Origin of the sequence: Escherichia sp. KTE52 (genome assembly GCF_000408325.1) — a bacterium.
GTDB classification, from domain to species: Bacteria; Pseudomonadota; Gammaproteobacteria; order Enterobacterales; family Enterobacteriaceae; genus Escherichia; species Escherichia marmotae.
Genome location: NZ_KE138676.1, coordinates 658,592 through 677,598 on the forward strand (window position 1 = coordinate 658,592; position 19,007 = coordinate 677,598).

A 19,007-nucleotide genomic window follows, 5' to 3' on the forward strand; every position below is an offset into this window, starting at 1 on the left:
TAAATTTCATATGAATCTTTGTATGTGATCTTTCGTGTGGGTCACCACTGCAAATAAGGATATAACATGCCTGTTATTACTCTTCCTGATGGCAGCCAACGCCATTACGACCACGCTGTAAGCCCCATGGATGTTGCGCTGGACATTGGTCCAGGTCTGGCGAAAGCCTGTATCGCAGGGCGCGTTAATGGCGAACTGGTAGATGCGTGCGATTTGATTGAAAACGACGCTAAACTGGCGATCATTACCGCTAAAGACGAAGAAGGTCTGGAGATCATTCGTCACTCTTGCGCGCACCTGTTAGGGCACGCAATTAAACAACTTTGGCCGCATACCAAAATGGCAATCGGCCCGGTTATTGACAACGGTTTCTATTATGACGTTGATCTTGACCGCACGTTAACCCAGGAAGATGTCGAAGCACTCGAGAAGCGGATGCATGAGCTTGCTGAGAAAAACTACGACGTCATTAAGAAGAAAGTTAGCTGGCACGAAGCGCGTGAAACGTTTGTTAAACGCGGCGAGAGCTATAAAGTCTCCATCCTGGACGAAAATATTGCCCATGATGACCTGCCGGGTCTCTATTTTCATGAAGAATATGTCGATATGTGCCGCGGTCCGCACGTACCGAACATGCGTTTCTGCCATCACTTCAAACTGATGAAAACGGCAGGGGCTTACTGGCGCGGCGATAGCAACAACAAAATGTTGCAGCGTATTTACGGTACTGCGTGGGCAGACAAAAAAGCCCTCAACGCTTACCTGCAGCGCCTGGAAGAAGCCGCTAAACGCGACCACCGTAAAATCGGTAAGCAGCTTGACCTGTACCATATGCAGGAAGAAGCGCCGGGTATGGTGTTCTGGCACAACGACGGCTGGACAATCTTCCGTGAACTGGAAGTGTTCGTACGTTCTAAACTGAAAGAGTACCAGTATCAGGAAGTAAAAGGTCCGTTCATGATGGACCGCGTCCTGTGGGAAAAAACCGGACACTGGGAAAACTACAAAGATGCGATGTTCACCACGTCTTCAGAGAACCGTGAATACTGCATTAAGCCGATGAACTGCCCGGGTCACGTACAAATTTTCAACCAGGGGCTGAAGTCGTATCGCGATCTGCCGCTGCGTATGGCCGAGTTCGGTAGCTGCCACCGTAACGAGCCGTCAGGTTCTCTGCATGGACTGATGCGTGTACGTGGTTTCACCCAGGATGACGCGCATATCTTCTGTACTGAAGAACAAATTCGCGATGAAGTTAACGGATGTATCCGTTTAGTCTATGATATGTACAGCACTTTTGGCTTCGAGAAAATCGTGGTCAAACTTTCCACTCGTCCTGAAAAACGTATTGGCAGCGACGAAATGTGGGATCGTGCTGAGGCGGACCTGGCAGTTGCGCTGGAAGAAAACAACATCCCGTTTGAATATCAACTGGGTGAAGGCGCTTTCTACGGTCCGAAAATTGAATTTACCCTGTATGACTGCCTCGATCGTGCATGGCAGTGCGGTACGGTACAGCTGGACTTCTCCTTGCCGTCTCGTCTGAGCGCCTCCTATGTGGGCGAAGACAACGAGCGTAAGGTTCCGGTAATGATTCACCGCGCAATTCTGGGGTCTATGGAACGTTTCATCGGTATCCTGACCGAAGAGTTCGCTGGTTTCTTCCCGACCTGGCTTGCGCCGGTTCAGGTTGTTATCATGAACATTACTGATTCGCAGTCTGAATACGTTAACGAATTGACGCAAAAACTATCAAATGCGGGCATTCGTGTTAAAGCAGACTTGAGAAATGAGAAGATTGGCTTTAAAATCCGCGAGCACACTTTGCGTCGCGTCCCGTATATGTTGGTCTGTGGTGATAAAGAGGTGGAATCTGGCAAAGTTGCCGTTCGCACCCGCCGTGGTAAAGACCTGGGAAGCATGGACGTAAATGAAGTGATCGAGAAGCTGCAACAAGAGATTCGCAGCCGCAGTCTTAAACAATTGGAGGAATAAGGTATTAAAGGCGGAAAACGAGTTCAAACGGCGCGCCCTAACCGTATTAATGGCGAAATTCGCGCCCAGGAAGTTCGCTTAACAGGTCTGGAAGGCGAGCAGCTTGGTATTGTGAGTCTGAGAGAAGCTCTGGAGAAAGCTGAAGAAGCCGGAGTAGACTTAGTCGAGATCAGCCCTAACGCCGAGCCGCCGGTTTGTCGTATCATGGATTACGGCAAATTCCTCTATGAAAAGAGCAAGTCTTCTAAGGAACAGAAGAAAAAGCAAAAAGTTATCCAGGTTAAGGAAATTAAATTCCGTCCTGGTACAGATGAAGGCGACTATCAGGTAAAACTCCGCAGCCTGATTCGCTTTCTGGAAGAGGGTGATAAAGCCAAAATCACACTGCGTTTCCGCGGTCGTGAGATGGCGCACCAGCAAATCGGTATGGAAGTGCTTAATCGCGTGAAAGACGATTTGCAAGAACTGGCAGTGGTCGAATCCTTCCCAACGAAGATCGAAGGCCGCCAGATGATCATGGTGCTCGCTCCTAAGAAGAAACAGTAAGGCCATCAAGTAATCATTCCTGTGGGCCTCGGCTCACAGGGTGATTCGCCTTTGTTTCTGTTTATCAACAATGCGAAGTGGAAGTTATTAAAATGCCAAAAATTAAGACCGTACGCGGTGCTGCTAAGCGCTTCAAAAAAACCGGTAAAGGTGGTTTTAAGCACAAGCACGCTAACCTGCGTCACATTCTGACCAAAAAAGCGACCAAACGTAAACGTCACCTGCGTCCGAAAGCCATGGTTTCTAAAGGCGATCTGGGCCTGGTAATCGCGTGCCTGCCGTACGCATAAGCCGTTAACGTTTTTTAACTTTTTAATTAGAATAGATACAGGAGAGCACATATGGCTCGCGTAAAACGTGGTGTTATTGCACGCGCACGTCACAAGAAAATTTTGAAACAAGCTAAAGGCTACTACGGTGCGCGTTCTCGCGTATACCGCGTTGCCTTCCAGGCTGTTATCAAGGCTGGTCAGTATGCTTACCGTGACCGTCGTCAACGTAAGCGTCAGTTCCGTCAACTGTGGATTGCGCGTATCAACGCAGCAGCACGTCAGAACGGTATTTCTTACAGCAAATTCATCAATGGCCTGAAAAAAGCCTCTGTTGAAATCGACCGTAAGATCCTGGCTGACATCGCAGTATTCGACAAAGTAGCGTTCACCGCTCTGGTTGAAAAAGCGAAAGCAGCTCTGGCATAAGCCAGTTGAAAGAGGGAGCTTGTCTCCCTCTTTTCGTTTCAACACTATCAGAACATTGACTTTTATCGTCGTAGCCTTTTCAATAAAGGTCTTTTGAAAAGTTCCAAAAGGTAACGCAAGCAATGAATGCTGCTATTTTCCGCTTCTTTTTTTACTTTAGCACCTGACTCCAGGAGGCTAGCGCGTGAGAAGAGAAACGGAAAACAGCGCCTGAAAGCCTCCCAGTGGAGGCTTTTTTTGTATGCGCGTTCTGAAAAATAAAAAGCCTGTCTCATCAGGCGTAATTGTCGCAGTCAGTTTGGACACGGCCAGCGCGGAGAAACCGGAGCGTACTTAAGTACGTGAGGATTTCGAGCACTGCCCGGGACAAAATGGCAAGTAAAATAACCTGATGGGATAGGCTCTAAGTCCAACGAACCAGTGTCACCACCGACACAATGAGGAAAACCATGTCACATCTCGCAGAACTGGTTGCCAGTGCGAAGGCGGCCATTAGCCAGGCGTCAGATGTTGCCGCGTTAGACAATGTGCGCGTCGAATATTTGGGTAAAAAAGGGCACTTGACCCTTCAGATGACGACCCTGCGTGAGCTGCCGCCAGAAGAGCGTCCGGCAGCCGGTGCGGTTATCAACGAAGCAAAAGAGCAGGTGCAGCAGGCGCTGAATGCGCGTAAAGCCGCGCTGGAAAGCGCGGCGTTGAATGCGCGTCTGGCAGCAGAAACTATTGATGTCTCCTTGCCGGGGCGTCGTATTGAAAACGGCGGTCTGCATCCGGTGACCCGTACTATCGACCGTATCGAAAGTTTCTTCGGTGAGCTTGGCTTTACCGTGGCTACCGGGCCGGAAATCGAAGACGATTATCATAACTTTGATGCTCTGAACATTCCAGGTCACCACCCGGCGCGCGCTGACCACGACACTTTCTGGTTTGATGCTACTCGCCTGCTGCGTACCCAGACGTCTGGCGTACAGATCCGCACCATGAAAGCCCAGCAGCCACCGATTCGTATCATCGCACCTGGCCGTGTTTATCGTAACGACTACGACCAGACTCACACACCGATGTTCCATCAGATGGAAGGCCTGATTGTTGACACCAACATCAGCTTTACCAACCTGAAAGGCACACTGCACGACTTCCTGCGTAACTTCTTTGAAGAAGATTTGCAGATCCGCTTCCGTCCTTCCTACTTCCCGTTCACCGAACCGTCTGCAGAAGTGGACGTTATGGGTAAAAATGGCAAATGGTTGGAAGTGCTGGGTTGCGGCATGGTGCATCCAAATGTGCTGCGTAACGTCGGTATCGACCCGGAAGTTTACTCCGGTTTTGCCTTTGGGATGGGGATGGAGCGCCTGACTATGTTGCGTTACGGCGTCACCGACCTGCGTTCATTCTTCGAAAACGATCTGCGTTTCCTCAAACAGTTTAAATAAGGCAGGAATAGATTATGAAATTCAGTGAACTGTGGTTACGCGAATGGGTGAACCCAGCGATTGATAGCGATGCGCTGGCGAATCAAATCACTATGGCGGGTCTGGAAGTTGACGGTGTAGAACCGGTTGCCGGTAGCTTCCATGGCGTGGTTGTTGGTGAAGTAGTTGAGTGCGCACAGCATCCAAACGCTGACAAACTGCGAGTGACGAAAGTCAACGTTGGTGGTGATCGCCTGCTGGATATTGTCTGTGGCGCACCAAACTGCCGTCAGGGCCTGCGTGTGGCGGTAGCGACCATTGGTGCTGTTCTGCCGGGTGATTTTAAAATTAAAGCGGCGAAACTGCGTGGCGAACCGTCTGAAGGGATGCTGTGCTCTTTCTCCGAGCTGGGCATTTCTGACGATCATAACGGCATTATTGAACTGCCAGCGGATGCGCCGATTGGTACTGACATTCGTGAATACCTGAAACTCGATGATAACACTATCGAAATCAGCGTTACGCCAAACCGTGCCGACTGCTTAGGCATCATTGGTGTTGCGCGCGACGTTGCTGTGCTGAACCAGTTGCCGCTGGTTGAACCGGAAATCATTCCGGTTGGTGCAACCATTGACGATACGTTGCCGATTGCAGTAGAAGCGCCTGAAGCCTGCCCACGTTATCTTGGTCGCGTCGTAAAAGGCATTAACGTTAAAGCCCCAACTCCACTGTGGATGAAAGAAAAACTGCGTCGCTGCGGCATTCGTTCTATCGATGCGGTCGTTGACGTGACCAACTACGTGCTCCTTGAACTGGGTCAACCGATGCACGCTTTCGATAAAGATCGCATTGAAGGCGGTATTGTGGTGCGGATGGCGAAAGAGGGTGAAACGCTGGTGTTGCTCGATGGCACTGAAGCGAAGCTGAATGCTGACACTCTGGTTATTGCTGACCACAACAAGGCACTGGCAATGGGTGGCATCTTCGGCGGCGAACATTCTGGCGTAAATGAAGAAACGCAAAACGTTTTGCTGGAATGCGCTTTCTTCAGCCCGCTGTCTATCACCGGTCGTGCTCGTCGTCATGGCCTGCATACCGATGCGTCTCACCGTTACGAGCGTGGTGTTGATCCGGCACTGCAGCATAAAGCAATGGAACGTGCGACTCGTCTGCTGATTGACATTTGCGGCGGTGAAGCAGGTCCGGTTATCGATATCACCAACGAAGCAACGCTGCCGAAGCGTGCGACTATCACTTTACGTCGCAGCAAACTGGATCGCCTGATCGGCCATCATATTGCCGATGAGCAGGTTACCGACATTCTGCGCCGCCTCGGCTGCAAAGTGACCGAAGGTAAGGACGAGTGGCAGGCAGTTGCGCCGAGCTGGCGTTTCGACATGGAGATTGAAGAGGATCTGGTCGAAGAGGTCGCTCGTGTTTATGGCTACAACAACATTCCGGACGAGCCGGTGCAGGCGAGCCTGATTATGGGCACTCACCGCGAAGCTGACCTGTCGCTCAAGCGTGTGAAAACGCTTCTCAACGACAAAGGCTATCAGGAAGTGATCACCTACAGCTTCGTGGATCCGAAAGTTCAGCAGATGATCCACCCGGGTGCAGAAGCGTTACTGCTGCCAAGTCCGATCTCGGTTGAAATGTCAGCAATGCGCCTTTCTTTGTGGACTGGCCTGCTGGCAACGGTAGTGTACAACCAGAACCGTCAGCAAAACCGTGTGCGTATTTTCGAAAGTGGTCTGCGTTTTGTTCCGGACACTCAGGCACCATTGGGCATTCGTCAGGATCTGATGTTAGCTGGTGTTATTTGCGGTAACCGTTATGAAGAGCACTGGAACCTGGCAAAAGAGACCGTTGATTTCTATGATTTGAAAGGTGATCTGGAATCCGTTCTCGACCTGACTGGTAAACTGAATGAGGTTGAGTTCCGTGCAGAAGCGAATCCGGCGCTGCATCCTGGACAATCCGCAGCGATTTATCTGAAAGGTGAACGCATTGGTTTTGTTGGGGTTGTTCATCCTGAACTGGAACGTAAACTGGATCTCAACGGTCGCACTCTGGTGTTCGAACTGGAGTGGAGCAAGCTCGCAGACCGCGTGGTGCCTCAAGCGCGCGAGATTTCTCGCTTCCCGGCGAACCGTCGCGACATCGCGGTTGTGGTCGCAGAAAACGTTCCCGCTGCGGATATTTTATCCGAATGTAAGAAAGTTGGCGTAAATCAGGTAGTTGGCGTAAACTTATTTGACGTGTACCGCGGTAAGGGTGTTGCGGAGGGGTATAAGAGCCTCGCCATAAGCCTGATCCTGCAAGATACCAGCCGTACACTCGAAGAAGAGGAGATTGCCGCTACCGTCGCCAAATGTGTAGAGGCATTAAAAGAGCGATTCCAGGCATCATTGAGGGATTGAACCTATGGCGCTTACAAAAGCTGAAATGTCAGAATATCTGTTTGATAAGCTTGGGCTTAGCAAGCGGGATGCCAAAGAACTGGTTGAACTGTTTTTCGAAGAGATCCGTCGCGCTCTGGAAAACGGCGAGCAGGTAAAACTCTCTGGCTTTGGTAACTTCGATCTGCGTGATAAGAATCAACGTCCGGGACGTAACCCGAAAACGGGCGAAGATATTCCCATTACAGCACGGCGCGTGGTGACCTTCAGACCAGGGCAGAAGTTAAAAAGCCGGGTCGAAAACGCTTCGCCCAAAGACGAGTAATCTGATCTAACTAAAAAGGCCGCTCTGCGGCCTTTTTTCTTTTCACTCCCGCTGAGTCACCGTAAAATCAACAGCATTATTCTGAAGCTGAACGGATATCATGCTGACACTTGCCCGCCAACAACAGCGACAAAATGTACGCTGGTTATTTACCTTGTCAGCATTAATGCTGCTGGCGCTTCTTTTAAGCCTTTGTGCTGGTGAACAATGGATCTCGCCAGATGACTGGCTTACCCCCCGAGGCGAGCTTTTTATCTGGCAAATACGTCTTCCGCGCACGCTGGCTGTGCTATTGGTTGGAGCGGCGCTGGCATTGTCCGGTGCAGTGATGCAGGCGTTATTTGAAAACCCATTGGCAGAACCCGGGCTACTCGGCGTCTCTAACGGTGCAGGTGTGGGGCTTATTGCTGCTGTATTGCTGGGGCAAGGGCAATTACCTGAGTGGGCGCTGGGACTTTGTGCTATTGCTGGTGCGCTCATTATCACTTTAATTCTCTTACGTTTTGCTCGTCGTCATCTTTCGACCAGCCGATTATTGCTGGCGGGGGTTGCATTAGGGATTATCTGTAGTGCATTAATGACGTGGGCCATCTACTTTTCCACTTCTGTTGATTTACGGCAGTTGATGTATTGGATGATGGGCGGCTTTGGCGGCGTTGAGTGGCGGCAAAGTTGGTTGATGCTGGCGTTGATTCCCGTGCTGCTGTGGGTCTGCTGCCAGTCCAGACCGATGAATATGTTAGCGCTTGGTGAGATCCCGGCGCGACAGTTAGGTTTGCCTCTGTGGTTCTGGCGCAATGTGCTGGTGGCCGCGACCGGCTGGATGGTCGGCGTCAGTGTGGCGCTTGCTGGTGCTATCGGATTTATTGGGTTGGTGATCCCGCATATTCTGCGGCTGTGCGGGTTAACCGATCATCGTGTATTGCTTCCCGGCTGTGCGTTGGCGGGAGCTACCGCATTGCTTCTCGCTGATATTGTCGCTCGCCTGGCGCTGGTTTCCGCCGAGTTGCCCATTGGTGTGGTCACCGCAACCCTGGGAGCGCCGGTGTTTATCTGGTTATTGTTAAAAGCAGGGCGTTAGCCGCAAAAGACGGTCTATGATTAAAAGCTAAGATTTTTACTGACCTCATCCAGGAGACACGATGCAAGATTCCATACTGACCACCGTAGTGAAGACGATTGACGGTGAAGTGACCACGCTGGAGAAATATGCCGGTAATGTGCTACTGATTGTCAATGTCGCCTCAAAGTGTGGCTTAACGCCGCAATATGAACAGTTAGAGAACATTCAGAAAGCTTGGGCCGATCGTGGTTTTATAGTATTGGGATTTCCGTGCAACCAGTTTCTTGAGCAAGAGCCGGGCAGCGATGAAGAAATTAAAACTTACTGTACAACGACCTGGGGTGTGACGTTCCCGATGTTCAGTAAGGTTGAAGTTAATGGCGAAGGTCGTCATCCGCTGTACCAAAAATTGATTGCCGCAGCGCCGACCGCCGTTGCGCCGGAAGAAAGCGGATTCTATACGCGCCTGGCCAGTAAGGGGCGGGCACCACTGTATCCTGATGATATTTTATGGAATTTTGAAAAATTCTTAGTGGGCAGGGATGGTAAGGTTATCCAGCGTTTTTCCCCGGATATGACGCCGGAAGATCCTATTGTGATGGAAAGCATTAAACAGGCGTTGGCGAAATAATGTCTATTGTGATGCAGTTACAGGATATTGCGGAATCAACCCGCCTGGGGCCGCTTTCTGGCGAAGTCCGGGCAGGGGAGATCCTGCATCTGGTGGGGCCGAACGGCGCAGGCAAGAGTACGTTGCTGGCGCGGATGGCCGGAATGACCAGCGGTATGGGAAACATTCAGTTTGCTGGCCAGCCACTGGAAGCATGGTCCGCGGCGAAGCTCGCGCTGCATCGTGCTTACCTTTCGCAGCAACAAACGCCGCCATTTGCTATGCCGGTATGGCATTACCTGACCATGCATCAGCATGATAAAACGCGTACTGACCTGCTAAATGATGTTGCCGGGGCGCTGGCCCTTGATGACAAGCTCGGACGTAACACTAATCAACTTTCCGGCGGTGAATGGCAACGAGTGCGTCTTGCTGCGGTGGTACTGCAAATCACGCCGCAAGCCAATCCTGATGGTCAATTGCTGCTTCTCGATGAACCCATGAACAGCCTTGATGTTGCCCAGCAAAGTGCGTTAGACAAAATTCTGAGCGCGCTGTGCCAGCAAGGACTGGCGATAGTGATGAGCAGTCACGATCTCAATCACACATTGCGTCACGCGCATCGGGCCTGGTTACTTAAACAAGGGAAACTGTTAGCCAGTGGACGCCGGGATGAAGTTTTGACGCCGCCGAACCTGGCCCAGGCTTACGGGATGAATTTCCGCCGTCTGGACATTGAAGGACACAGAATGCTGATTTCGACTGCCTGATAGCAATAGCATCTTGAAAATCGGGTAATTTCGACGCTAAATTAATGCAAGAATAAAAAACAGAGGATTCGTACGGAATGCGTTTCTGCCTTATTTTAATCACAGCACTGTTTCTGGTTGGGTGTAGCCATCACAAAGCGCCGCCGCCAAATGCCAGACTTTCTGACTCTATTACCGTCATTGCCGGTTTGAACGATCAACTACAAAGCTGGCATGGCACACCTTATCGTTATGGCGGCATGAGTCGTCGTGGGGTGGACTGCTCAGGCTTTGTGGTCGTAACGATGCGCGATCGTTTCGATTTGCAGTTGCCGCGTGAAACAAAGCAGCAGGCCTCTATCGGTACTCAAATTGATAAAGAAGAGTTGCTGCCAGGCGATCTGGTTTTTTTCAAAACTGGCTCCGGGCAAAATGGTTTACATGTGGGTATTTATGATACCAACAACCAATTTATTCATGCTTCTACCAGCAAAGGGGTGATGCGCTCTTCCCTTGATAATGTCTACTGGCAGAAAAATTTCTGGCAAGCAAGACGGATCTAGTATGTCAAAAAGGACGGTGATGATACATCGCCGTCCTTTTACTTCTGAATAAAGTAGTATTTTTCAGACAAAAATTCCGTAAATGGAATATTCGTTTATAATTAGGATAATCTTAAAAGGGACCCCTGAAAAAGTGGTTAACAAGGAAAAAATGAAAGTTATCCGATCTGTATTTTTTATGCCTTATGGTCTCATCTTTTTTAGCCGGAATTGCAAAAACATTCCTGGAGAAGGGTGGTTACCATGAAGGTTCTACTGGAGAATGTTTATCATTCTGATTGCTATTTTCTGCCGATAAGAGATAGTCAGCAAAATCTTGTTGGGATTGAATTAATAACCCATTTCTCCAGTGAAGACGGTACGGTTCGCATCCCGACGACGCGGGTTATGGCGCAACTTTCCGAGGAGCAGCATTGGCAGTTATTTGTCGAGCAGTTGGAATTACTTAAATCATGCCAACATTTTTTTATTCGACACAAACTCTTTGCATGGGTTAATTTGACACCGCAAGTGGCAAGGTTATTATTAATTGATAATAATTACGCAGCCCAACTATTAAAAATCCCCTTTGTTGAATTGCGGATTAATGAAAATTATCCACAGCTTAATGAGGGGAAAGATAATTACAACCTTTTGCACTTATCGCAAATTTTTCCATTGGTATTGGGAAATTTAGGTGCGGGAAACAGTACCATGAAAGCGATATTTGATGGTCTTTTCACCCGAGTTATGTTGGATAAAGGCTTTGTTCAGCAACAAATAGCTAATACATCCTTCGCGCCATTTATTCGTGCTATTCATGCGCAAATATCACCCTGTTGCAACTATATCATTGCGGCGGGTATTGATACCTCAGGAATGTTGGCGAAAATAACGCCGTATGGTTTCCATGCCCTACAAGGAAGCTTATGGCCAGCCGTTCCCGTAAGCAAGGTAACAACTCTGGTTCAGCGATAACCCCTTTGTTTGCTGGTGTTTAAGACGAGGGTTACCGTCTACACTATCAGACAGGAGGATCTATGACCCTGTCTTTTATTACTCGCTGGCGTGATGAATTACCTGCAACTTATACATCACTTTCCCCCACGCCTTTAAATAATGCCCGGCTGATCTGGTATAACGCCGAACTGGCTAATACGCTGGGTATTCCATCGTCGCTGTTTGAAAGTGGCGCGGGCGTCTGGGGAGGAGAAACATTACTACCGGGCATGTCACCACTGGCGCAGGTCTACAGTGGTCATCAGTTTGGCGTCTGGGCGGGCCAGTTGGGTGACGGGCGCGGCATTCTACTTGGTGAGCAACAGCTTGCCGATGGCACCACAATGGACTGGCATTTGAAAGGTGCGGGGCTGACGCCTTATTCGCGAATGGGCGATGGACGGGCGGTATTACGCTCTACGATTCGCGAAAGCCTCGCCAGCGAGGCGATGCATTACCTGGGCATTTCAACGACGCGCGCTTTAAGTATTGTCACCAGCGATACGCCGGTTTATCGGGAAACGGTGGAATCGGGCGCGATGCTGATGCGTGTGGCGCGCAGTCACTTACGATTTGGCCACTTCGAGCACTTTTATTATCGCCGCGAGCCGGAAAAAGTTCGCCAGTTGGCTGATTTTGCCATTCGTCATTACTGGCCGCACCTTCAGGATGATGAGAACAAATACCGTCTCTGGTTTACCGATGTTGTTGCACGTACCGCGTCGTTAATTGCTAACTGGCAGACAGTCGGCTTTGCACATGGCGTGATGAACACTGACAATATGTCAATTCTCGGATTGACGCTCGATTACGGACCGTTTGGTTTTCTTGATGATTACGAACCGGGCTTTATCTGTAATCACTCGGATCATCAAGGGCGTTACAGTTTTGATAATCAACCTGCCGTCGCGTTGTGGAATTTACAGCGTCTGGCACAGACATTATCGCCATTTATTTCTGTGGATGCGTTGAATGAGGCACTGGACAGCTATCAGCAGGTTTTGTTGAGCGAATATGGGCAACGGATGCGCCGAAAACTGGGCTTCATGACGGAGCAAAAAGAGGATAACGTTTTGCTGAGTGAATTATTCAGCCTGATGGCGCGAGAGCGCAGCGATTATACCCGCACATTCCGCATGTTGAGTCTGACCGGGCAGCACAGCGCGGCATCACCACTGCGTGATGAATTTATTGATCGTGCGGCGTTTGATAACTGGTTTGCGCGTTATCGGGCGCGTTTGCAGCAAGATGAAGTCACCGACAGCGAACGTCAGCAACTTATGCAGAGCGTCAATCCGGCGCTGGTGTTGCGTAACTGGCTGGCACAACGGGCCATCGAGGCGGCAGAACAAGGCGATATGACGGAGTTACATCGCCTGCATGAGGCGTTGCGAAATCCTTTCAGCGACAGAGATGATGATTATGTCAGCCGTCCACCGGACTGGGGCAAACGGCTGGAAGTCAGTTGTTCAAGTTAAACGCTACTTGGTCAGCAACAGTTTGCCTGCCTGTGTTTTACGTAGCAGATATTCTTGTCCGTCATGATCAATGATGAGCTTGCCATCCGGACCTAGCAGTGTCTGGCTGGCAATCCGCCGAATGGGCTGTGGGGAAGGAGCCTTCTGATTTGCATCCGTTTTAGGCGTGAGTCTGCTGCTATCCGTATAGCTCATAAAAATTAATAATAATTGATATAACAATGATTCTTATTATCAATATAATATTGCGTCAGGGCAAGTAATAATTCGTTGAGAAGACAACAGGTTGAGCAGAAATGCCCATTCCCGACGGAATGGGCACGCATTCAGAAGCGGGTATCTACCGCAGAGGCGAGTTTTTCGATCAGGTGTTCGGTATCTTCCCAGCCTAAACACGGGTCGGTAATGGATTGGCCATAGGTGAGCGGCTGACCGCCGACAATTTTTTGCGTACCTTCGCGCAGGAAACTTTCCGCCATAATGCCGGCAATCGCCGTAGAGCCATTGCGGATTTGCTGACAAATATCTTCACAGACTTCTAACTGGCGACGATGCTGCTTCTGGCAATTGCCGTGGCTGAAATCCACCACCAGATGTTCTGGTAAATCAAACTCGTGCAATGTATCGCAGGCGGCGGCGATATCATCGGCATGGTAATTCGGTTTTTTGCCGCCACGCATAATAATGTGGCCATACGGGTTGCCGCTGGTCTGGTAAATGGTCATCTGGCCGTTTTTGTCTGGCGAGAGGAACATATGGCTGGCGCGGGCAGCACGGATTGCATCTACGGCAATCCGCGTGTTGCCATCAGTGCCATTTTTAAAACCTACCGGGCAGGAGAGAGCTGAAGCCATTTCACGGTGGATCTGGCTTTCGGTTGTGCGTGCGCCAATCGCCCCCCAGCTAATCAGATCGGCAATAAACTGACCGGTCACCATATCGAGAAACTCAGTGGCAGTGGGCACACCCAGTTCATTCACCTGCAACAGTAACTTGCGCGCCAGTTCGAGGCCGTGATTTACGCGATAGCTGCCGTTTAAATCCGGGTCGGAAATTAATCCTTTCCAGCCGACAACGGTGCGCGGTTTTTCAAAATAAGTGCGCATTACGATTTCCAGCCGTGACTGGTACTGATTACGCAGCGCCTGCAGACGGGTGGCGTACTCCATTGCAGCGGTAAGATCGTGGATCGAACAGGGACCAATAACGACCAACAGTCGCTTGTCTTCACCATTCAATATTTTTTCAATTCTGCGCCGGGAATCAATTACATGGCTGGCAACGCCAGGCGTTACGGGATACCGCAGCGCGAGTTCAGCGGGCGTTACCAGACTCTCGATACGCGCAGTACGGAGTTCGTCAGTTCTGTTCATTACAAGTCTCAGAAATTTGTTGCTTCAACGGCAGGGTTGCCAGGAAGTGATGCGCATCACGATAAACCAATCCCTGCTGATTTCAAGTGCGAGGCAGGCAACACCTCGCGCAATTGACGGCATAGTAACAAAAAAACGAACTTCTATACTAGTTTTCTAGTACATTCTCCGACTAAGTCCCATGATATCAAGGATTTTGGTGGCAATCTCTTCTACCGAATAATTGGTACTGTTGATCCACGGGATCTGATTTTTACGGTACAACGCTTCCACTTCTGCGACTTCCATCCGGCACTGACGCAACGAGGCATAGCGGCTGTTCTCTCTACGTTCTTCGCGAATGGCTGCCAGCCGCTCCGGGTCAATAGTCAGGCCGAACAACTTATGCTGAAGTGGTTTGAGCGACGCAGGCAGGACCAGGTTGTCCATATCATCGGCAATAAAGGGGTAGTTTGCTGCGCGAATGCCAAACTGCATCGCGAGGTAAAGGCTGGTAGGTGTTTTACCACAGCGAGAGACGCCGAGCAGGATCACTTGCGCCTGATCCAGATTGCGCAACGAAATGCCGTCATCATGGGCGAGGGTGTAATCAATCGCCGCAATGCGCGCATCATATTTATTAAGATTATTAGGGTTCAGGCCGTGGGTACGGTGAGCAATTGGTGTCGGGTCCAGCTTCATCTCTTGTTGTAGCGGAGCAACCAGCGCCTGAACAATATCCTGACAAAACCCTTCGCTTTGCAAAATGATGTTGCGAATCTCCGGTAACACAATGGAGTAAAAGACCAGCGGGCGCACGCCCGTCTGCTGGTAAATCGCGTCGATCTGATCTTTCACCGCCCGTGCACGGCTCTCATTTTCGACAAACGGCAGCGTAATGCTGCTGATAGTAACGGGAAATTGCGACATGACTGCGTGACCTAATACCTCCGCAGTAATTGCCGTACCATCAGAAATATAAAAAACGTGGCGATCAACAGCATTATCCATTTTGTTCTTCCCGAGATGCAGACATAATTCTATGAAAGCATAAATTAAAAATGCACAGAAGCGTAGAACGTTATGACTGGTTTATAAAATGAACCTTCAATTTTATTTTTTATGAAAATAGCATTTCATTTTTATGGTTTCGTTTATACCGATGGTTTATGTGGGAATTATCGAAGATAGTGGATTTGCGCAACGCTGGGAGCAGTCTTAAAAAGCAAAAAAATATATTTGCTTGAACGATTCACCGTTTTTTTCATCCGGTTAAATATGCAAAGATAAATGCGCAGAAATGTGTTTCTCAAACCGTTCATTTATCACAAAAGGATTGTTCGATGTCCAACAATGGCTCGTCACCGCTGGTGCTTTGGTATAACCAACTCGGCATGAATGATGTAGACAGGGTTGGGGGCAAAAATGCCTCCCTGGGTGAAATGATTACTAACCTTTCCGGAATGGGTGTTTCCGTTCCGAATGGTTTTGCCACAACCGCCGATGCGTTTAACCAGTTTCTGGATCAAAGCGGCGTAAACCAGCGCATTTATGAACTGCTGGATAAAACGGATATTGACGATGTTACCCAGCTTGCGAAAGCGGGCGCGCAAATCCGCCAGTGGATTATCGACACTCCCTTCCAGCCTGAGCTGGAAAATGCCATCCGCGAAGCCTATGCCCAGCTTTCTGCCGATGACGAAAACGCCTCTTTTGCAGTGCGTTCCTCCGCCACCGCAGAAGACATGCCGGATGCCTCCTTTGCCGGTCAGCAGGAAACTTTCCTTAACGTTCAGGGGTTTGACGCCGTCCTCGTAGCTGTGAAACATGTCTTTGCGTCCCTGTTTAATGATCGCGCTATCTCTTATCGCGTTCACCAGGGGTACGATCACCGTGGCGTGGCGCTCTCCGCCGGTGTTCAGCGGATGGTGCGTTCCGACCTCGCATCCTCTGGCGTGATGTTCTCCATTGATACCGAATCCGGTTTCGACCAGGTGGTGTTTATCACTTCCGCATGGGGCCTCGGTGAAATGGTGGTGCAGGGCGCGGTTAATCCGGATGAATTTTACGTGCATAAACCGACGCTGGCGGCGAATCGTCCGGCTATCGTGCGCCGCACGATGGGATCGAAAAAAATCCGCATGGTCTACGCGCCGACTCAGGAACATGGCAAACAGGTTAAAATTGAAGATGTGCCACAGGAACAGCGTGACATCTTCTCGCTGACCAACGAAGAAGTGCAGGAACTGGCAAAACAGGCCGTACAAATTGAGAAACACTACGGTCGCCCGATGGACATTGAGTGGGCAAAAGATGGTCACACCGGCAAATTGTTCATTGTGCAGGCGCGTCCAGAAACCGTGCGTTCACGCGGCCAGGTCACGGAACGTTATACCCTGCATTCACAGGGCAAGATTATCGCAGAAGGCCGTGCTATCGGCCATCGCATTGGCGCAGGCCCGGTGAAAGTCATTCATGACATCAGCGAAATGAACCGCATCGAACCAGGTGATGTGCTGGTCACCGACATGACCGACCCGGACTGGGAACCGATCATGAAGAAAGCGTCGGCCATCGTCACTAACCGTGGTGGGCGTACCTGTCACGCGGCGATCATCGCTCGTGAACTGGGTATTCCGGCGGTAGTCGGCTGTGGTGATGCAACCGAACGGATGAAAGACGGTGAGAAGGTTACCGTTTCCTGTGCCGAAGGTGACACCGGTTACGTGTATGCCGAACTGCTGGAATTCAGCGTGAAAAGTTCCAGCGTGGAAACCATGCCGGATCTGCCGCTGAAAGTGATGATGAACGTCGGTAACCCGGATCGTGCGTTTGACTTCGCCTGCCTGCCAAACGAAGGCGTGGGTCTGGCGCGTCTGGAATTTATCATCAACCGCATGATTGGCGTTCACCCGCGCGCACTGCTCGAGTTTGACGACCAGGAACCGCAGTTGCAAAACGAAATCCGCGAGATGATGAAAGGTTTTGATTCTCCGCGTGAATTTTATGTTGGTCGTCTGACCGAAGGGATCGCGACGCTGGGCGCTGCGTTTTATCCGAAGCGCGTCATTGTTCGTCTCTCGGACTTTAAATCTAACGAATACGCCAACCTGGTGGGCGGCGAGCGTTACGAGCCGCATGAAGAGAACCCGATGCTTGGCTTCCGTGGCGCGGGGCGCTACGTTTCCGAAAGTTTCCGCGACTGCTTCGCGCTGGAGTGTGAAGCGGTGAAACGTGTGCGCAACGACATGGGGTTAACCAACGTTGAGATCATGATCCCGTTCGTGCGTACCGTTGAGCAGGCGAAAGCGGTGGTTGAAGAACTGGCGCGTCAGGGGCTGAAACGTGGTGAGAACGGGCTGAAGATCATCATGATGTGTGAAATTCCGTCCAACGCCTTGCTCGCTGAACAGTTCCTCGAATATTTCGATGGTTTTTCTATCGGCTCAAACGATATGACACAGTTGGCGCTCGGTCTGGATCGTGACTCCGGCGTAGTTTCTGAACTGTTCGATGAGCGCAATGACGCCGTGAAAGCACTGTTATCAATGGCGATCCGTGCCGCGAAGAAACAGGGCAAATATGTCGGGATTTGCGGTCAGGGCCCGTCTGACCACGAGGACTTTGCTGCATGGTTGATGGAGGAAGGGATCGATAGCTTGTCCCTGAACCCGGATACCGTGGTGCAAACATGGTTAAGTCTGGCTGAACTGAAAAAGTAAATAAAAGCCCGGCGGCGTTCAGTCGCCGGGTTTACGCTATTTCCGCATACGAAACTTATCCCATGATTTCGCAATAACGCTGGGTTAATCGCTGAATAATATCTTTCCTTAACAAAAACTTTTGTATTTACCGGATGGTGTACGTTAGTTAAGGGGCAGGCTAAGTTTGGTGCTGTCATCAAGCGTGAAGTCACCAGAAATAAAGCGATTAACCGGTGCGCCGCCATAAAGCTGAGTTTGATCGGGATCGACAACAACGATATCCACCAGATAGCCCGGAATACGGACAGATTTGGGATGCAGCGTGGCTTTCTTAACCATCTTCTGCACCTGCATCATCACGATACCGCCGTTATTGTGCACCGCCTGGGTAATAACCAATGCGTCGAGATACATCACTTCATCTTCAAAGGTGGCATAGCCTTCGCTGTCGCAGGTGGTGGCGCGAATAAAGGCGATATTCGGCGCAATCGCTTTGTAATAGAGATATTCTTTATTATCAAACTCGACCATTTTAATCAGGTCTTCGTTGGTCACTTCATTAAGTTTTCCGCCTTGTTGGCGAGGGTCGACAAATGTGCCGATACCAATATCGCTAATAATCCCCGGCTGGTGGGTAGCGGCGGCGCGCAATGTTTGGGTGAGCACACCTTGTGGATAGTTATAGGCAACAATTTTATTTTGTTCTGCAAGGTCAGGAATACGCGGCGATTGTCCCCAGTGTCCGCATAATGCCCATTTCACAAGACCTTCTTGCGCCAGCGGACTAATACCGCGATCGCCAAGCCCTGTAGGGCTAATAATTGATAAATTACGCGGTGTCTGGGTCTGCTTATATTTATCAGCAAGAATGGTAATTAATGTGGTGGCCTCCAGAATATCGCCGCTAGCGCCTAATATACAAAGCCTTGCTTCGTCGGGGATATAATTTACTGCTTCCTGTGCCGACAGGATCGGCACTCATCCATTAATACGAGATGGTTTTACAGGTTTCATTATTTTTTTTCCTGATTCAGGTGTGAATTTCCCTGCGTCAGCCAGAAAAATAGCGCGCAGATATTCACGGAATATTTTTATTAAACACTCTTAAAATACTTACTTTTATTTCGGCGGG

General features: G+C 50.1%; 18 protein-coding genes, 1 pseudogene and 1 other annotated feature. Of the genes and pseudogenes, 15 read left to right on the forward strand and 4 right to left on the reverse strand.

Annotation, left to right across the window (positions count from 1 at the left end; all coding sequences use genetic code 11):
* The first annotated feature begins 66 nt into the window (after positions 1-66).
* The 14 genes from thrS (at position 67) to selO (ending at position 12,819) form a co-directional block, all read left to right on the forward strand.
* On the forward strand, positions 67-1,995 hold the full coding sequence (gene thrS, locus A1SC_RS17910) for a threonine--tRNA ligase (protein WP_001144185.1): 1,929 nt from the start codon (positions 67-69) through the stop codon (positions 1,993-1,995).
* Between the two features lie 3 nt (positions 1,996-1,998).
* On the forward strand, positions 1,999-2,541 hold the full coding sequence (gene infC, locus A1SC_RS0121275) for a translation initiation factor IF-3 (protein ID WP_001700733.1): 543 nt from the start codon (positions 1,999-2,001) through the stop codon (positions 2,539-2,541).
* Positions 2,542-2,633: 92 nt separating this feature from the next.
* Entirely contained in the window at positions 2,634-2,831 is a 198-nt protein-coding gene (gene rpmI / locus A1SC_RS17905; protein ID WP_001124225.1) for a 50S ribosomal protein L35, read from the forward strand.
* A 51-nt stretch (positions 2,832-2,882) separates the two neighbouring features.
* Positions 2,883-3,239: a 50S ribosomal protein L20 gene (rplT, locus tag A1SC_RS17900; protein WP_000124850.1), complete on the forward strand. Its 357-nt coding sequence runs from the start codon at positions 2,883-2,885 to the stop codon at positions 3,237-3,239.
* Positions 3,240-3,355: 116 nt separating this feature from the next.
* Positions 3,356-3,480 (forward strand) — a sequence feature (Phe leader region).
* Positions 3,362-3,406: a pheST operon leader peptide PheM gene (gene pheM / locus A1SC_RS25385; RefSeq protein ID WP_001386830.1), complete on the forward strand. Its 45-nt coding sequence runs from the start codon at positions 3,362-3,364 to the stop codon at positions 3,404-3,406. It overlaps the preceding feature by 45 nt.
* 208 nt (positions 3,481-3,688) lie before the next feature.
* Positions 3,689-4,672 (forward strand): phenylalanine--tRNA ligase subunit alpha, encoded by a 984-nt coding sequence (gene pheS, locus A1SC_RS17895; protein WP_016261977.1) that lies wholly within the window; start codon positions 3,689-3,691, stop codon positions 4,670-4,672.
* Positions 4,673-4,686: 14 nt separating this feature from the next.
* Positions 4,687-7,074, forward strand: coding sequence for a phenylalanine--tRNA ligase subunit beta (gene pheT / locus A1SC_RS17890; protein ID WP_000672317.1), 2,388 nt, complete (start codon positions 4,687-4,689; stop codon positions 7,072-7,074).
* A gap of 4 nt (positions 7,075-7,078) precedes the next feature.
* Entirely contained in the window at positions 7,079-7,378 is a 300-nt protein-coding gene (ihfA, locus tag A1SC_RS17885) for an integration host factor subunit alpha (RefSeq protein ID WP_001229265.1), read from the forward strand.
* A 100-nt stretch (positions 7,379-7,478) separates the two neighbouring features.
* The gene (gene btuC / locus A1SC_RS17880; protein ID WP_016248659.1) at positions 7,479-8,459 is read left to right on the forward strand and encodes a vitamin B12 ABC transporter permease BtuC; all 981 of its coding nucleotides are present in this window, start codon (positions 7,479-7,481) and stop codon (positions 8,457-8,459) included.
* Between the two features lie 61 nt (positions 8,460-8,520).
* Entirely contained in the window at positions 8,521-9,072 is a 552-nt protein-coding gene (btuE, locus tag A1SC_RS17875; protein ID WP_016248660.1) for a bifunctional thioredoxin/glutathione peroxidase, read from the forward strand.
* The gene (gene btuD / locus A1SC_RS17870; RefSeq protein ID WP_016261978.1) at positions 9,072-9,821 is read left to right on the forward strand and encodes a vitamin B12 ABC transporter ATP-binding protein BtuD; all 750 of its coding nucleotides are present in this window, start codon (positions 9,072-9,074) and stop codon (positions 9,819-9,821) included. Before btuE ends, btuD begins: the two co-directional genes overlap by 1 nt.
* Before the next feature lie 77 nt (positions 9,822-9,898).
* Entirely contained in the window at positions 9,899-10,363 is a 465-nt protein-coding gene (locus A1SC_RS17865; protein WP_001209789.1) for a C40 family peptidase, read from the forward strand.
* 243 nt (positions 10,364-10,606) lie between these two features.
* On the forward strand, positions 10,607-11,320 hold the full coding sequence (locus tag A1SC_RS17860; RefSeq protein ID WP_000866247.1) for an EAL domain-containing protein: 714 nt from the start codon (positions 10,607-10,609) through the stop codon (positions 11,318-11,320).
* 62 nt (positions 11,321-11,382) lie between these two features.
* Entirely contained in the window at positions 11,383-12,819 is a 1,437-nt protein-coding gene (gene selO / locus A1SC_RS17855) for a protein adenylyltransferase SelO (protein ID WP_016248661.1), read from the forward strand.
* Positions 12,820-12,822: 3 nt separating this feature from the next.
* Here selO and hemP read toward each other — a convergent pair whose 3' ends face one another.
* From hemP to ppsR, 3 genes are all read right to left on the reverse strand, one after another.
* Positions 12,823-13,014: a hemin uptake protein HemP gene (gene hemP, locus A1SC_RS17850; RefSeq protein WP_001516313.1), complete on the reverse strand. Its 192-nt coding sequence runs from the start codon at positions 13,012-13,014 to the stop codon at positions 12,823-12,825.
* A gap of 131 nt (positions 13,015-13,145) precedes the next feature.
* Complete coding sequence (aroH, locus tag A1SC_RS17845; protein ID WP_001516314.1) at positions 13,146-14,192, reverse strand: 3-deoxy-7-phosphoheptulonate synthase AroH; 1,047 nt, start codon at positions 14,190-14,192, stop codon at positions 13,146-13,148.
* Between the two features lie 156 nt (positions 14,193-14,348).
* Positions 14,349-15,182, reverse strand: coding sequence for a posphoenolpyruvate synthetase regulatory kinase/phosphorylase PpsR (ppsR, locus tag A1SC_RS17840; RefSeq protein ID WP_000368060.1), 834 nt, complete (start codon positions 15,180-15,182; stop codon positions 14,349-14,351).
* A gap of 332 nt (positions 15,183-15,514) precedes the next feature.
* Here ppsR and ppsA point away from each other — a divergent pair, with 332 nt between their 5' ends.
* Entirely contained in the window at positions 15,515-17,893 is a 2,379-nt protein-coding gene (ppsA, locus tag A1SC_RS17835; RefSeq protein ID WP_000069391.1) for a phosphoenolpyruvate synthase, read from the forward strand.
* 147 nt (positions 17,894-18,040) lie between these two features.
* On the opposite strand, the pseudogene A1SC_RS17830 reads toward ppsA, so the two are convergent.
* A pseudogene (locus tag A1SC_RS17830) lies at positions 18,041-18,853 on the reverse strand (CoA-transferase); the annotation flags it as partial.
* Positions 18,854-19,007: the final 154 nt, after the last annotated feature.

Bases quoted from the DNA above. Each gene is read 5' to 3' on its own strand.
- btuD (WP_016261978.1), top strand. From the start codon at position 9,072: ATGTCTATTGTGATGCAGTTACAGGATATTGCGGAATCAACCCGCCTG.
- A1SC_RS17865 (WP_001209789.1), top strand. From the start codon at position 9,899: ATGCGTTTCTGCCTTATTTTAATCACAGCACTGTTTCTGGTTGGGTGT.
- pheS (WP_016261977.1), top strand. From the start codon at position 3,689: ATGTCACATCTCGCAGAACTGGTTGCCAGTGCGAAGGCGGCCATTAGC.
- rpmI (WP_001124225.1), top strand. From the start codon at position 2,634: ATGCCAAAAATTAAGACCGTACGCGGTGCTGCTAAGCGCTTCAAAAAA.
- hemP (WP_001516313.1), bottom strand. From the start codon at position 13,014: ATGAGCTATACGGATAGCAGCAGACTCACGCCTAAAACGGATGCAAAT.
- ppsR (WP_000368060.1), bottom strand. From the start codon at position 15,182: ATGGATAATGCTGTTGATCGCCACGTTTTTTATATTTCTGATGGTACG.
- btuC (WP_016248659.1), top strand. From the start codon at position 7,479: ATGCTGACACTTGCCCGCCAACAACAGCGACAAAATGTACGCTGGTTA.
- selO (WP_016248661.1), top strand. From the start codon at position 11,383: ATGACCCTGTCTTTTATTACTCGCTGGCGTGATGAATTACCTGCAACT.
- aroH (WP_001516314.1), bottom strand. From the start codon at position 14,192: ATGAACAGAACTGACGAACTCCGTACTGCGCGTATCGAGAGTCTGGTA.
- pheT (WP_000672317.1), top strand. From the start codon at position 4,687: ATGAAATTCAGTGAACTGTGGTTACGCGAATGGGTGAACCCAGCGATT.
- A1SC_RS17860 (WP_000866247.1), top strand. From the start codon at position 10,607: ATGAAGGTTCTACTGGAGAATGTTTATCATTCTGATTGCTATTTTCTG.
- rplT (WP_000124850.1), top strand. From the start codon at position 2,883: ATGGCTCGCGTAAAACGTGGTGTTATTGCACGCGCACGTCACAAGAAA.
- ppsA (WP_000069391.1), top strand. From the start codon at position 15,515: ATGTCCAACAATGGCTCGTCACCGCTGGTGCTTTGGTATAACCAACTC.
- btuE (WP_016248660.1), top strand. From the start codon at position 8,521: ATGCAAGATTCCATACTGACCACCGTAGTGAAGACGATTGACGGTGAA.
- thrS (WP_001144185.1), top strand. From the start codon at position 67: ATGCCTGTTATTACTCTTCCTGATGGCAGCCAACGCCATTACGACCAC.
- ihfA (WP_001229265.1), top strand. From the start codon at position 7,079: ATGGCGCTTACAAAAGCTGAAATGTCAGAATATCTGTTTGATAAGCTT.